Origin of the sequence: Micromonospora sp. NBC_00389 (assembly GCF_036059255.1) — a bacterium.
Taxonomy (GTDB): Bacteria; Actinomycetota; Actinomycetes; order Mycobacteriales; family Micromonosporaceae; genus Micromonospora.
On record NZ_CP107947.1, the window covers coordinates 7,493,654 to 7,508,133 of the forward strand.

Sequence of the window (14,480 nt, forward strand, 5' to 3'; positions counted from 1 at the left end):
GCCCGTGGGCAGTACCACAGTGGCGGTGAGCGAGCCCACGCCGTTACCCTCCATCCGCAGCCACGCCCTGCCGGAATGGGCGACTTGACCGGCACGCGGGGCCCCAGCGCGACAATTTGCAACGAGGTGACAACGCCGTGAGCGAGCGGACGCGAGCCGGCCACCGGGGCGTGGCAGGCGGCGACCGGACGCCCCGCGGTCACCGGGGCGCGCACGCGGACGGCCCGCCTCCTTCGGAGATCGGCCGACCGGCCGGGCTTGGCGACGGGTTCGGCGGATGAACGGCCGCTACACCGACCGGTGGCGGGACCCGAACGAACCGTCCTGGGTGGTTGAACCGACCACCGAGTGGCATCCCCAGTTTCCCGGGCAGCGCTACCCCGGCGACATCGGCCTGTCCCACCAGCCGCCCCCGCCGCCGCGCGGCCGGGCGACCGTGGTCGGCCGTACCGAGGTGCCGCCGCTCGCACCCACCCGCCCGGACGGCACCTACCTCGGCCGGTCCTGGGCGGACGAGGAGCCGGCCGAGACGCCGGCCTACGGCCGGTCCCGGGGCGACGAGCGGCCGGCCGACGCCTCCGCCTACGGCCGGCCCGAGGCGGAGGCCCCGCATTACGACCACGAGCCGTACCGCCGGCCGCTGCCCGAGCCGCCTCGGCGCGACGATCGCCGTTCCCCCGAGTCCGACCGGCGGACCGCCTGGTCCGACCGGCGCCCCAGTGACGACCGGGGACCGGCCCGGGAGGCCGCCTGGCACCGGGACCAGCCCGCCGAGCGGTACGACACCCGCCGACCCCGGCACGAGCCGGCCGACCGGGACCGGGGGCACTCGTCGGCGCCACCGGTGTCCCCCGCACCGCGGACCCAGCCCGGCTGGGTGCCGGAGCCGGAGGAGGCGCCACGTCGGCGCGGCACGCAGGAGCGACCGGCCGCCGGATACGACCGGCACCCCGACGACGGGTACGGCAACCGGCCCAACCGGGGCCGCGACGGCCGGACGGCCGACGGCTGGGCCGCCGACGGGGCCGGCCAGTGGGCGCCTGTGGACGGTCGCTCGCTCTACCGCGACGACCGGTACCCCGACCGGGCCGCCGAGGACGCCCGCCGCCCCGAGCGGAGTACGGACGACGCGCGCCGCCCCGACCGGGCTTCCGACGACGCGCGGCCGGCGGCGCGAGCCCGCACGGACGCCGGAGTCGGCGCGCCCAGCGAGCGGCGGTACCAGCCCGACGAGCGGGTCAGCGCGCCGCAGACACCCGACGGTGGACGCCGCCGCCAGCCCGAACAGGAGACGCCTGGTCAACCACGCCGGGACGACGAGCGGCGTCGACCCGACGCCGACCCGCACCGGCAGCAGCCCCGCGACGCGGCGGCCCGCGCCGAGGCGTACCCGGACCGGCGCCCCCGCGAGGAGACCCGGCCGGATGCCTACCGCGAGGAGGCCTACCGCGAGCCCCGGTCGCAGCCGGGGCACCGACCGGACGGCGGCCTGCCCTGGCCACCGCCGGGTCCGGTGCGCCCGGACCGCACCCGCGAGGCGGGCTACCGCGCCGAGCCGCACCAGACCGCCGAACCGCAGCGCACCGCCGACTCAGGCCTCGCGTCGCGGCCGGCCACCCGGCCCGAGAGGCCACCGACCGCGCCGTCCCGGTACGACGACCGGCCGGCACGGCCCGCCGCCACGGCTCCGCCCGCACCGGCCACCTCCGGCCGGGCTGCCCCGGTCTCCCCGGAGCGACCGGTGTCGCCGGCGCCCGTCTCCCCCGCCGCGCCCATCCGGGACCGGCCCATCTCGGCCGCCCCGATCTCTCCCGCGCCGACTGACCACGAGCGCCGACCGGCGGACCACACCCCGCCCGGTCGCCCGGATCGGGACCGGCCGGTGTCGGCGGCCCCGGTCTCCCCGGCGACGGACGTACCCGTCTCGGGTCCGCCGGCCGCCCGGCTGCGGCTGGAGTACCTGCCCGCGCCGGTGGACCCGCCGCTGCCCGACGAGCGCCCCGGCCCGCTGCCTCCCGAGCACAGGACGCCGACCGAACCGGCACCGACGGCCGGCGCACGGCCCACCGCGCCGCCGCGTTACCCCGGTCCGGGCACCGGCGACCGCCCGGCCGACCAGCGGCCCGGCGGGGAGCCGACCACGGACCGCCGCCCGACACCGCCGGAGCGGTCTGCCCCGTCGGGGGACGCGCGCCCGCCGGTCGCGCCGCCGCCCACCTGGCAGGCCCCGGAACCGCCGGCCACCCGGCCGACCCCGGCACCCACGGCCCAGGCATCCGCACCCGCCGACCCGGCACCCACGGCGGACGCCGATCCGGTGCTTCCGATAGCTCCCGGCCGGCCGCGCCGCTACGTGCCACCCCCGCCGTCGTCGGAACCGCCGGTGGCGCCCGCTCCGGAGCCGGTCCAGGCTCCGGTCACCGGTGGACCGGCCGCCTGGTTCAGCCCCGCCCAAGCGGCGGAGTCCGACCAGGACGAGCCGGCGACGGACCGCCGACCGACCGACGATCGGCCTGCGGCCGACGGCCCGGCCGGCTCCTCGACACCCACCAGAGCGGAGCGCGACCCGTCGACACCGGTGACCGAACCGCCCGCCGACGGCTGGGCGACCGACCCGCGCCCCGATGCGACGGTCGAGCCGGCCATCGCGGCAACGGCACCGCAGGCCCAACCGGTCTCCGCACCGCCTGCGGGACCGGTCTCCGCACCGCCGGCCGAACCGGTCTCCGGCGACCGTGACCCCTGGACCGACGACATCGGCGCCGACCGGGAGTCCGCGGTCGGGTGGATACCGACCGAGGCGCCCGGACCGGTTTCCGCGCCACCGGCCCGCCCGGTCTCCGGACCGCCGATCCACCCGGTTTCGGCACCGCCGGTCCGCCCGGTCTCCGGTGCACCCCGCACCTGGGCGGACGACCTGCTCGACGACGCACAGCCAGCCGACGAGCCGACACCGACCGATGCCTCCCGGCCGGTCTCCGCTGCTCCGAGCGACGGAACGCGGCACTTCCAGACCGAACCCGCCGCCGAGGCCGACCACCAGTTCCCCGGCACGCCGAGCACGCCCACGTCCGACACACCTGCCGACTGGGAGGGCGATCACCTCGCCGACCCCGAGCCGCTGGACCGGCCGACATCGGCGCCGCCGGCGCCGATCGACGCGCAGGTGGACCGACCCGTCTCCGCACCCCCCGGAGCGGACACCGACCCGATCGAACGCGACCCGGCAGGCGAAGCGACCGCCGCGCCGCCCGACCCGCAGTCGGACGCGCCGGGCGGTCCGAGCACCGCCGGACCGGCGGCCGGTTCACAACCCGACGACTGGGCCGCTGTCGATGCGCCGCCGGCCCGACCGGCGCCGACCGACCACGACGCGGAGCACCCCGTCTCCGCGCCGCCCGTCTCCGCGCCGCCCGTCTCCGCTCCACCCGCGACGTCCGTCTCCGACCTGCCCGCACCGCCGGTCTCGGCACCGCCCGCAGCATCCGTCTCCGCTCCGCCGGCAGCGCCGGTGTCCGCACCGCCGATCTCCGCGGTACCCGTCTCCGCGCCGCCGATGTCCGCCACGCCGGTCTCCGGGCCGCCGGTCTCCGGACCGCCGGCCACAACCGTTCCCGAGCCGCGGAACGGGTCAGCCGAGGAGAGCATGCCGGTATCCGCGCCACCCGACACGGCGCCACCAGCGGCACCCCGCCGGACGCTGGCCGACCAGGGCGACCCGGAGCAGGTCCTTGCGGCGTACCGCTGGCGACTGGACCCGGTCACCCTGCGCGAGGATCTGACGGAGCCGGACGACCTACGGGCGATCCGGCGGCGGCTGACCGAGAAGTTGGGCTCGGCCACCGACAACCGGTCCCGCGCCCGGCTGCTCAGTCTTCGGGCGGTGGCCTCCCGGATCCTCGGCGACCTGGACGACGCGCTGGCCGACGGCCGGCTCGCCCTCACCTACGCCGAGGCCACCGGCGAGCTGCGCCGGACCGCGCTGGCCCAGGCCCGGCTGGCCCACGTGCTGCGCTGGCGCGGGGACTTCCCCGAGGCCGACCAACTCTTCGCCCAGGCCAACTCCGTCGAACTGCCCGACCGGCTGCGGGCCGCGCTGCACGAACACGCCGGTCGGTCCTGCTACGACCAGGGTCGGCTGATGGAGGCCTGCCAGCACTTCGAGCAGGCGCTCGACCTGCGCGGCGCCGGCGACGCCGACCTGCTGGACCGGATCCGGGTGGGCCTCGACGCGGTCACCACCCGGGCCGCGGCGGATGGCTTCGGGCCGTACCCCCGGGGTCGGGACGAGGTACTCGACCGCGACCGGCCCCCGCTGCCGGGGCGGGACGGACCGCTGTGGGGGTACACCGACGCGGACGGTGACCTGGTCATCCCCGCCCGGTACGCCGAGGCGCAGCCGTTCCACGACGGGTTGGCCTGGGTCCGCCGGCCGGACACCGACCGGTGGTCGTTGATCAACCTGCTCGGTACGACGGTGATCCCGCCGACCTACCGCGCGGCGCGCCCGTTCAGCGACGGCCTGGCCTGGGTGGCGGACAACGCGAACGGCTGGCAGGCGATCGACGCGACCGGGGAGGTGCAGGTTCGGCCCGGTTTCGCCGACGTGCGACCGTTCCGCCGTGGGGTGGCCGCGGTACGGCGCGAGGGGTGGGGTGCGGTCGACCGGACCGGCCGGATCGTGGTGCCGACCCGGCACCACGGCTTCGCCACCGAGCTGGCCGACGGCCAGCAGGTCGACGGCTTCACCGACGAGGGCCTCGCCGTGGTCGACGTGGCCGGCAGGCGCGGTGTGGTGGACCGCAGCGGCACCGTACTGGTCCCGCCGGCGCACCCGATGCTGGTCATCCACCCGGTGGCGTTCCTGGTCGGCAGCAGCACCGGGCGGTGGGGTGCGCTCGACCGGCGTGGCGAGCCGCTGATCGACCCTGTACACCGCGATCGTGACGCGGTGCTGGCCGAGATCGACCGGCTGCTCACCGACGCCAACCCGGTGCTCTGATCGGCCGTTCAGAGTCCCGTAAACCAGCAGGGCTAGGGTCCAGTCATGGAATTCCGACACCTGGGCCGCTCCGGCCTGATGGTCAGCGAGATCTCGTACGGCAACTGGATCACCCACGGTTCGCAGGTCGAGGAGGACGCGGCGTTCGCCTGCGTCCGGGCCGCCCTCGACGCGGGCATCACCACCTTCGACACCGCCGACGTGTATGCCGGCACCCGGGCCGAGGACGTGCTCGGCCGGGCGTTGCAGAACGAGCGCCGCGAGGGCCTCGAAATCTTCACCAAGGTGTACTGGCCGACCGGACCGGGCCGCAACGACCGCGGCCTGTCCCGCAAGCACATCATGGAGTCGATCAACGGCTCGCTGCGCCGGCTGCGCACCGACTACGTGGACCTGTACCAGGCCCACCGGTACGACCACAGCACGCCGCTGGAAGAGACGATGGAGGCGTTCGCGGACGTCGTGCACTCCGGCAAGGCGCACTACATCGGCGTCTCCGAGTGGAGCGCGGAGCAGCTGCGCGCCGCTCACCCGCTCGCCCGGGAGCTGCACATCCCGCTGGTCTCCAACCAGCCGCAGTACTCGATGCTCTGGCGGGTCATCGAGGCCGAGGTCGTACCGGCCAGCGAGGAGCTGGGCATCGGCCAGATCGTCTGGTCGCCGATGGCGCAGGGCGTCCTGTCCGGCAAGTACCTGCCGGGGCAACCGCCGCCGGCCGGTTCCCGGGCCACCGACGAGAAGTCCGGTGCCGGCTTCATCTCCCGGTTCATGACCGACGAGGTGCTGACCCGGGTCCAGCAGCTCAAGCCACTGGCCGAGCAGGCCGGGCTGAGCATGGCCCAGCTCGCCGTGGCGTGGGTGTTGCAGAACCCGAACGTCTCCTCGGCGATCATCGGCGCGTCCCGCCCGGAGCAGGTTCACGACAACGTGAAGGCGGCCGGGGTGAAGCTCGACGCCGAACTGCTCAAGGCGATCGACGAGATCGTCGAGCCGGTCACCGAGCGCGACCCGGCGAAGACCGAGTCGCCCGCTCAGCGGCCCTGACGCCAGTCCGGTCCGGTCGGCGCGGGTCCGCGCCGGCCGGACCGGGTCGGTCAGCCCGAGACGATCAGCCCTGCCAGAAGCGGATCAGCTCGAGGCCGGTGGCGTAGAGCCAGGAGGGCAGGCCGAGCAGGTCCCCCACCGCGAAGACCGCGTCGAAGAACCAGCCACCGATGCGCGGGTTCCACAGCAGCGCGAAGAGCAGCAGGAAGCCGAACGGGGCGAACAGGTCGTACATCCGGCGCCACTGCGGGTTGAGCCACGGCTGGATCATGTTGCCGCCGTCCAGGCCGGGGACCGGCAGCAGGTTCAGCACGCTCGCGGTGAGCTGGAGGAACGCCAGCAGCGCCACTCCGGCCCAGAACTCCACCGGGCCGCCCGACTGGGTGCCGAACCGTATCGCCACCACCAGCACCAGCGTGAACAGCACGTTGGTCGCCGGGCCGGCGAGGCTGACCAGGGTGTGCCGCAGCCGGCCCGGGATGGCGTGCCGATCCACCCACACCGCACCGCCGGGCAGGCCGATGCCGCCGAGCAGCACCACCGCCACCGGCAGCACGATCGACAGCAACGGGTTGGTGTACTTCAACGGGTTGAGCGTCAGGTAGCCGCGGTGGGCGATGTCCCGGTCGCCGGCGCGGTAGGCCACCACCGCGTGGGCGTACTCGTGCAGGCAGAGCGAGACCAGCCACCCGGAAACCACGAAGAGGAACACGTCGAACCGGACATTGCCGTACCCGTTCCAGGTCAGCACCCCGCTGACCGCGAAGAGGGCGACCAGGCTGAGGAAAATCGGGCTGGGCCGGAACGCCTCCCGCGGCACCCCGAGCACCAGCCGCTCCCCACCCGGCCGGTCGTAGCCCATCACTCGGCCGTGGGCAGCAGGCTCATCCGGTAGTCCACCCGGTCGTCCTCCACGAGCGCGACCGAAGTGACGCCGGACGCCGCGAGCTCCCGCCAGGTCTGACCGATCCAGGATTCGGCGTCGGCCTGGCTGCCGAACGACTCCGCCGGTCCCTCGACCGTCTGGCCGTCCGTGCCCTCGTACCGCCAGCTCCACGCCATGCCGCGTCTCCCCTCGCCGCTGAAGTCCCCGTGGGACGAACCCTCGCCAGCGTAGTCGGCCCGGCGTGGAACGACCGCTCGCTCGCCTTCGACCGCGACCCATGGGTTGATCGATCCCCGTCGGGGCCGGCCGGTACGGTGGCCCAGTGCTGACACGGGGAGTGCTGCTCGGCGACCGGTACCGGCTGGGAGAGCGGGTGGCGACGGGCGGGATGGGCGCGGTCTGGCGCGGCACCGACGTGATGCTGGAGCGCGAGGTGGCGGTGAAGGTGCTGCTGCCGTCGCTGGTCGCCGACCCGGAGTTCACCGCCCGGTTCCGGGCCGAGGCGCGGATGCTGGCGGCGCTGCGGCATCCCGGCGTGGTCGCCGTGCACGACGTCGGGCAGACCGCCCTCGCCGACGGCAGCCGGGTCGACTACCTGGTGATGGAGTACGTCGAGGGCGAGCCGTTGAGCGCCCGGGTGCGCGGGGTGGGTCGACTGGACCCGGCCACCACCATGTCGGTGCTGGCGCAGGCGGCGGACGCGCTGCACACCGCCCACCTCGCCGGCATCGTGCACCGGGACGTGAAGCCGGGCAACCTGCTGGTCAAGGCCGACGGCCGGGTGGTGCTGGTCGACTTCGGCATCGCCCGCTCGAGCACGATGGCCGGGCTCACCGCCGCGAACATGGTGCTCGGCACCGCCTCGTACATGTCCCCCGAGCAGGCCACCGGGCAGCGGGTCTCCCCCGCCACCGACGTCTACGCGCTTGGCGCGGTGGCGTACTTCTGCCTGGCCGGGCAGCCGCCGTTCGACGGCGACAACCCCCTCGCGGTGGCGCTGCGGCACGCCCAGGAGGAACCGGCGCCGCTTCCGTCGGACACCCCGCCAGCGGTGGCGGCGGTGGTCGCCCGCGCGCTGGCCAAGCGCCCCGCGGACCGCTACACCAGCGCCGCCGAGCTGGCCGGCGCCGCCGCCGACGCCCGCGACGCGACCCTGGCCAGCATCCCGCTCGCCGCCCGCCCACCGTGGGCGCTGGCCGCCCCCACCCCATCCGTCCCGGGCCCGACCCCGCCGGCCGTCGCGCCGCCCGCCCCGAGCCCCACCCCGCCGGCCGTCGCGCCGCCCGTCCCGAGCCCCACCCCACCGCCCGTCCTGGGACCCACCCCGCAGGCCGTCCCGACCCCGGCGCCGACGCCATCGGCCCCGCCCACGGACCCGCGGCCCCGAGCGGCCTTCGGGACCGAACCGGTGGGGACCGGGCAGACCCGGGAGGACCCGTTCCGGACCGGGTCGGCCCGGCGGCGCGGGCCACTGCTGGTCGGGGTCGGTGCGGTCGTCCTCGTCGCGCTGGTCGCCGGGGCCGTGGCGGCACTGCGGCCCGGCTCCGACCCTGGTGGAACGGACGGTCCGCCGGCACTGGCCGGCGAATCGGTGTCGGCCGCAGAGGTCCCGCTGCCGAGCGGGGACGCGACCAGCCCGGGGCCCCTGCCCAGCGGCACGCCGGGCGCCAGCCGGACCGCGACCGCCGCACCGACCGGCGCCAGCGGCCAGCCCGGCGCGCCGGGCAGCGGTGCCCCGGCCCCACGCACCACGGCGCCGGGGACCACGCCGACCGGGGGGGCCAGCGGCCAGCCGACGTCCAGTGGCAGCCCGGCGGGCCGGCCCAACCCGTACACGGCGGCGCAGGCGTGCGGCAGCGGCTACCAGGTGATCGACTCGGCGACGCTGACCGGCGGTGACGGTCGCCGCCGGGGGCGGGTCTACCTGCTGTACCACTCGGGCAACGGCAACAACTGCGTGGTCACCCTCAAGGACACCGCGGTCGGCACGCCGTCGGCGGCGTCGGCGTACCTGGAGGTCCAGGGACGGGCCCGCAGCACCGACAGCGGGTCCTTCGACTACTACGCCGGGCCGGTGCGGGCCAGCGCCGCCGGGAAGTGTGTGAAATGGGGTGGCGCCACCGGCGGGGTCAGCTACGGCAGCGGGTTCGAACACTGCGACTGATCAACCGCGAGCGCCGGGCCGGCAGGCAGCGGGACGCCGGGCGGCCTTAAGGTACGGGCATGTCCGTAGACGGGTGGAACACGGTCCTGGTGCTCGGCGGTATCCGGTCCGGCAAGTCCGAGTTCGCCGAGTCCCTGGTCACCGACGCACCGGTGGTCCGCTACCTCGCCACCGCGCCCGAGGGTGACCCGGACGACACCGAGTGGGCGACCCGGCTCGCCGCGCACCGCGCCCGGCGGCCGGGCAGCTGGACCACCGAGGAGACGGCGGCCGAGCCACGGCGTCTGGCCGACGTGCTCGCGTCCGCACAGCCCAACGAGACGCTGCTCGTGGACGACCTGGGCGGCTGGGTGACGGTGCTGCTCGACCCGGATCACCAGCCCGCCGACGACGTGGCGACGATCGCCGAGCTGGCCGAGGCGATCCGCACCTGCTCGGCGCGGGTGGTGCTGGTCAGCCCCGAGGTGGGGCTGTCACTGGTGCCGACCACACCGCTGGGCCGGGCGTTCACCGACGCGCTCGGCGCGGCCAACCGCGCGGTCGCCGACGCCTGCGACGCGGTGGTGCTGGTGGTCGCCGGCCAGCCGGCCTGGCTGAAGCCGGCCGTCGCGCCCGCGAGCACCGCCGGGGCCGCGCCCGCGAGCACCGGAGGTGCCGAGCCCGCGAGCACCGCGACCGTGACCGAGCCGGCCGGCTCCCGGGCGGTCGTCTCCGCGCCGGTCGTCGTCAGCCTGGCCGACACCGAGCCGACCCCCGAGGTGCAGCTTCCGGACGTGCTGACCCACGCGCCGCCGGTCGCCCCCAACCAGGAGCCGGGCAACCCCTGGGCCGCGCCCACCATGGCGCTGCCGATGGTGGCCACCGGACTGGTCATCCAGCCGGGCATGGAGCTGCCGATGCCCGACGAGTACACCGGCCCGCAGGCGGTGGACCGGCTGGCCACGCTGGACGTTCCCGGTGCCGGGCTGGGTGTGCTGGACCGGGTGGTCGGCTTCGCCGCCGCCACCCAGGGCACCTCGACCCCGGTCGCCTGGGGCTCGGTGCGGGTGCTGCTGTTGCACGGCGACCACGCTGGCGGGGCGTCCGCCGGCACCGTCGCCGGCGATTCGGCACGCCGGGCCGTGCAGGCCCGCGCCGGCCGGGGCGCGTTGGCCCGGCTGGCCGCCGAGAGCGGTGCCAGCCTGCAGGTGGTGGACACTCCGGCCGCGGCGCCGATGGAGGACCAGCCGGCGCTCGCGCCGGAGCAGGTGGAGTCGGCGCTGCGCTACGGCTGGAGGTTGGCCGAGCAGGCCGCCGACGCCGGCGTACAGCTGCTCGTGCTGGGCGCGTGCGGCGCTGGCACCGAGGCGGCCGCCGCGGCGGTGCTGGCGGCCACCGCGGGCGCGGAGCCGCAGGCCGTGCTCAGCCGGGTGATCACCGACTCCGGCGAGATCGACGACGCGGCCTGGATGATCCGCTGCGCGGCGGTACGCGACGCGCTGCACCGCACCCGTCGCTCGCCGCGCACCGCCAAGGACGTGCTGGCCGAACTGGGCGGCGGCGACGTGGCCGTGGCCACCGGCGTGCTGCTCGGCGCCACCGCCCGCCGGGTGCCGGTGCTGCTGGACGGGCCGGTCGGGCTGGCCGCCGGCATGGTCAGTCGCGATCTGGCCGGGCAGGCACGGCACTGGTGCCTGCTCGCCGACCACGGCGGGCACCCGGCGGTGCGGCTGGCCGCCGACGTGCTCGGCCTCACCCCGCTGCTCGACCTGCGACTGGACCTCGGCGAGGGGGCGAACGCACTGGTCGCGCTCCCGCTGCTGCGTTCGGTGCTGGCGCTGGCCGCTGCGCTGCCGGTCCACCCGTCGCTCGGCGGCGGAGAGCCGGAGCCGGCCCCCGAGGAGCCGGAGTACACCGATCCGGAGTACGCCGACCGGGAGTACACCGATCCGGAGTTCATCGAGCCGGAGCCGGACGGACCGGGCCCGGCCAGCACCGGGGCGGACGAGCAGCCGGCGTCGGGCTGGCGTGCCGGCTGAGTCGCGGCTCGTCGCGGGGGCCCGGCTGGCGGTTACCACGTTCACCACCCTGCCGGTACGGGCCGGGCGGATCGACCGCCCGGTGGCCGGCGCCGCGATGGCGCTCGCCCCGGCGGTCGGCGCGCTGCTCGGCGTACTGCTGGCCGGCGTACTGCTGCTGGCCGGTGCGCTTGCTCCCCCGCTGGTGGCCGCCGGTGTGACCGTGGGCGCCGCAGCCCTGCTCACCCGAGGGCTGCACCTGGATGGGCTGGCCGACACCGTGGACGCGCTCGGCTCGTACCGGCGGGGCGCGGCCGCGCTGGAGATCATGAAGAAACCGGACGTCGGCCCGTTCGGGGTGGTCGCCCTGGTGGTCGTCCTGCTGGTGCAGGCGGCGGCACTCGCCGAGCTGGCCGGGCGGTCCTGGCCGGCCTGCCTCGCGGCGGTGGTCGCGGCGACCGCCGCCGGGCGGCTGGGCGTGACGGTGGCCTGCCGGCGGGGCGTGCCGGCTGCCCGGCCGGACGGGCTGGGCGCCATGGTGGCCGGCACGGTCGGCCCCGCCGCGCTGGCCGCCGGCGCGGTCGCCGTCGTGCTGCTGGCGGTGCCCGCGGTGCCGGACCGGCCCTGGCAGGGGCCGCTGGCCGTCGCCGTCGCACTCGCCGTCGCGGTGCCGCTGCTCACCCACGTGGTACGCCGGCTCGGCGGGATCACCGGCGACGTGCTCGGCGCGACTGTCGAGGCGGTCACCACGCTGGTCTACGTCGGTCTGGTGCTGTCCGGCTGAACCCGTCGAGGCGGGCCGGGTAGCGTTCGCCTCGACAGCACCGGCGCGGCCACCGGGGGACAAAGAATGCTCATCACGGACGACTTCCTGCCCGTACCGGTCCCGGAGTCGCTCAGCGCGACCTACCTGGTGCCGATGGCGGGGCTACCGAAGGTCAGCACGAAGACCGCTGTGGCGGCGCTGACCGGCCGGCTGGCCGAGCCGGTGCACGGGTTGGCCCGGCAGATGCTGGACAGCCCGCTGATGAGCGTGGACACCCGGCCGATCGCGGAGTTCCCCGAGCTACCACCGGACCTGCTCACCGCGTTCGGCGCCACCGAGGCGCAACTGGCGCGGCTCGCCGCGGCAAGTCACCTGGTGGTGGTGCAGGCCGAGTACCGGCCCGGCTGGCCGCCCGCGCACGAGTGGGCGGCCCGCGCGGTCGCGGCTGCCGTGGCGGAATCCGTCGACGGCGACGTGGTGGACGTCTTCGGCCTGCAGTTCCTCGACCCGGCGACCGCGCTGCGCTCGCTCCCCGATGAGCAGGGCCGGATCCGGTTGGTGGACTGGGTGCTGGTGCCGTACTCCTCGGATGTGGAGGGTCTGTGGTTCACCACCAAGGGGCTGCGCCGCTTCGGGCTGCTGGAGTTGCAGACCCAGGGGGTGCCCGACCACCTCACCCGGGCCTGGGGCGCGGTGATGACCGGGGCGGCGCGACGACTGCTGCGGGACTGGACCGACGGGCTCAACGGCGAGGAGGTGCCGGCGTTCGTGCAGTTGCCGGTGCTGGCCACGGTGACCGGGCATGACATCGCGGTGGCGTACGGCAACCCGGACCAGCACGGGGCGACCGCCCCGGTGCTGCTGCGCCTTGAGTTGGACCCGGCGACCGACCCGGAGGCCGACTCGTTCCTCAGCCTGCGCCCGCCGCCCGGGCATCCCGGTCCGGACGGGCGCTACTACGCGGCCGCCTGCGCGACGCTGTTCGCCGGGATCCAGCCGGACGTGCGCTACGCGCGCTCCGGCGACGCGATGAGCCGGGCGGTCGCCACTGCCCGGGCCGCGCTGGGCGACGCCCGGACCCGGTTCGTCGCCGGTCACCTGCCGACGGAGTCACAGCTGGTGGTCAAGTACGGCCTGCCCGGCGACGACGGTCCGGAGTACGTCTGGGCGGGCGTCACGTCGTGGGAAGCCCCGGAGCGGATCGTGGGCGTCAGCGCCAGCGACGCGGCCACCGACCCCTCGGTGCGAATCGGCGTCCCGGTCGTGGTGGAGGCGACCGACGTGGTCGACTGGGCGGTGCTGGACGCCACCGGCGTCATCGAGGGCGGCTGGACCCAGGCCGTCCTCGACTCCGGCGAACCCCCGACCCCCACCCCCTGACCCCTCCCGGGGCCAGAGGTGGGGCAGCGGTTATTTGACTGAGGGGTTGACGAACGGGGGGCGGGTCACCTGCATGGGGGCCCGGCGGCCGCGGATCTCGATCTCGACGAGGTCGCCGTCGGCGAGCTTGGCGTCGGTGTCCAGCAGGGCCAGCGCGATGCCCTGCTTGCGGGTCGGTGAGAAGGTGCCGCTGGTCACCGTGCCGACCTGCGCGTCGCCGACGTGCAGGGTCATCCCGGGCCGCGGAATGGCCCGGTCGACGGCCACCAGGCCGCGCAGCGTACGGCGAGGGCCGGCAGCCTTCTCGGCGAGCAGGGCGTCGCGGCCCCAGAAGGCCGGCTTGTCCCAGCCAACCGCCCACCCGGAGCGGGCCTGCACCGGGGTGATCTCCAGGGACAGGTCCTGCCCGTGCAGCGGGTAGCCCATCTCGGTACGCAGCGTGTCCCGGGCGGCCAACCCGCAGGCACGCAGCTCGAAACTCTCGCCGGCCGCGAAGAGCGCATCCCAGACCGGGACCGCGTGCTCCGCCGGCACCACCAGCTCGTAGCCCAGCTCACCGGTGTAGCCGGTGCGGCAGACCGTCAGCTCCACCCCAGCCAGGCTGGCGGCGGAGAAGCTCATGTAGCCGTGCTCGGTGGGCAGGCCGAGGGCGGCCAGCAGCTCCGCCGAGCGCGGGCCCTGCACGGCCAGCACCGCGTACGCCTGGTGCTCGTCGGTGACGGTGATCTGCTTCGGCGCGGCGGCGCGCAGCCGGCGCACGACCTCGGCGGTGTTCGCGGCGTTCGGGATGAGGAAGACGTGGTCGTCGGCGTACAGGTAGGCGATGATGTCGTCCACCACGCCGCCGGTGGCGTCGTCGCAGCAGAGCGTGTACTGCGCCCGACCCGGACCGATCCGGCCCAGGTCGTTGCTGAGGCAGGCGTCGACGAACTCGGCCGCGCCGGGGCCGCTCACCCGGGCCTTGCCCAGGTGCGACACGTCGAAGACCCCCACCGCCGTACGCACCGCGGCGTGCTCCTTGAGCACCCCACCGCCGGCGTACTCCAGCGGCATCTCCCAGCCCCCGAAGGGGGCGAACTTGGCACCGAGAGCGGTGTGCCGCTCGTGCAGCGGGGAACGGCGCAGCCGGGTCTCGGCGGCGGAGGAGGTCACGTCGGTCATGGGTGGCAACTTACCGGGGGCAACGCCGCTGGTTAGCATCGGCGGGACCCTGTCAGCGCCATCGACGGGACAGCCCTGAC

9 protein-coding genes are annotated in these 14,480 nt (G+C 75.8%); 6 read left to right on the plus strand and 3 right to left on the minus strand.

Translation table 11 applies throughout. The features are described from left to right. The first annotated feature begins 277 nt into the window (after window positions 1-277). Entirely contained in the window at window positions 278-5,002 is a 4,725-nt protein-coding gene (locus tag OG470_RS35365; protein WP_328418972.1) for a WG repeat-containing protein, read from the plus strand. A 45-nt stretch (window positions 5,003-5,047) separates the two neighbouring features. Beyond that, complete coding sequence (locus OG470_RS35370) at window positions 5,048-6,046, plus strand: aldo/keto reductase family protein (protein ID WP_328418973.1); 999 nt, start codon at window positions 5,048-5,050, stop codon at window positions 6,044-6,046. Window positions 6,047-6,110: 64 nt separating this feature from the next. Here the strand turns inward: OG470_RS35370 and OG470_RS35375 are convergent, their stop codons facing one another. Both OG470_RS35375 and OG470_RS35380 read right to left on the minus strand, forming a co-directional pair. Further along, window positions 6,111-6,908 carry a site-2 protease family protein gene (locus OG470_RS35375; protein WP_328418974.1) on the minus strand — a complete coding sequence of 266 codons (798 nt, stop codon included), beginning with the start codon at window positions 6,906-6,908 and terminating at the stop codon, window positions 6,111-6,113. Then, window positions 6,908-7,108: a hypothetical protein gene (locus OG470_RS35380; RefSeq protein WP_007463228.1), complete on the minus strand. Its 201-nt coding sequence runs from the start codon at window positions 7,106-7,108 to the stop codon at window positions 6,908-6,910. Before OG470_RS35380 ends, OG470_RS35375 begins: the two co-directional genes overlap by 1 nt. Before the next feature lie 146 nt (window positions 7,109-7,254). On the opposite strand from OG470_RS35380, the gene OG470_RS37450 reads away from it, so the two are divergent. The 4 genes from OG470_RS37450 (at window position 7,255) to OG470_RS35400 (ending at window position 13,239) form a co-directional block, all read left to right on the plus strand. Continuing rightward, window positions 7,255-9,096, plus strand: coding sequence for a protein kinase domain-containing protein (locus tag OG470_RS37450; RefSeq protein WP_442931020.1), 1,842 nt, complete (start codon window positions 7,255-7,257; stop codon window positions 9,094-9,096). A 59-nt stretch (window positions 9,097-9,155) separates the two neighbouring features. Then, a complete protein-coding gene (locus OG470_RS35390) occupies window positions 9,156-11,114 on the plus strand; it encodes a bifunctional adenosylcobinamide kinase/adenosylcobinamide-phosphate guanylyltransferase (RefSeq protein ID WP_328418975.1) in 1,959 nt (652 codons plus the stop codon). Beyond that, window positions 11,104-11,877, plus strand: a complete 774-nt coding sequence (locus OG470_RS35395) for an adenosylcobinamide-GDP ribazoletransferase (protein WP_328418976.1) — start codon at window positions 11,104-11,106, stop codon at window positions 11,875-11,877. The genes OG470_RS35390 and OG470_RS35395 overlap by 11 nt, the downstream gene beginning before the upstream one ends. Before the next feature lie 66 nt (window positions 11,878-11,943). After that, entirely contained in the window at window positions 11,944-13,239 is a 1,296-nt protein-coding gene (locus OG470_RS35400; protein ID WP_328418977.1) for a DUF2314 domain-containing protein, read from the plus strand. A 30-nt stretch (window positions 13,240-13,269) separates the two neighbouring features. Here OG470_RS35400 and gcvT read toward each other — a convergent pair whose 3' ends face one another. Further along, window positions 13,270-14,400, minus strand: a complete 1,131-nt coding sequence (gene gcvT / locus OG470_RS35405) for a glycine cleavage system aminomethyltransferase GcvT (protein WP_328418978.1) — start codon at window positions 14,398-14,400, stop codon at window positions 13,270-13,272. Window positions 14,401-14,480: the final 80 nt, after the last annotated feature.

Coding starts and splice junctions, on each gene's coding strand:
- OG470_RS35400 (WP_328418977.1), top strand. CDS start 11,944: ATGCTCATCACGGACGACTTCCTGCCCGTACCGGTCCCGGAGTCGCTC.
- OG470_RS35380 (WP_007463228.1), bottom strand. CDS start 7,108: ATGGCGTGGAGCTGGCGGTACGAGGGCACGGACGGCCAGACGGTCGAG.
- OG470_RS35375 (WP_328418974.1), bottom strand. CDS start 6,908: ATGGGCTACGACCGGCCGGGTGGGGAGCGGCTGGTGCTCGGGGTGCCG.
- OG470_RS35370 (WP_328418973.1), top strand. CDS start 5,048: ATGGAATTCCGACACCTGGGCCGCTCCGGCCTGATGGTCAGCGAGATC.
- OG470_RS35390 (WP_328418975.1), top strand. CDS start 9,156: ATGTCCGTAGACGGGTGGAACACGGTCCTGGTGCTCGGCGGTATCCGG.
- gcvT (WP_328418978.1), bottom strand. CDS start 14,400: ATGACCGACGTGACCTCCTCCGCCGCCGAGACCCGGCTGCGCCGTTCC.
- OG470_RS35365 (WP_328418972.1), top strand. CDS start 278: ATGAACGGCCGCTACACCGACCGGTGGCGGGACCCGAACGAACCGTCC.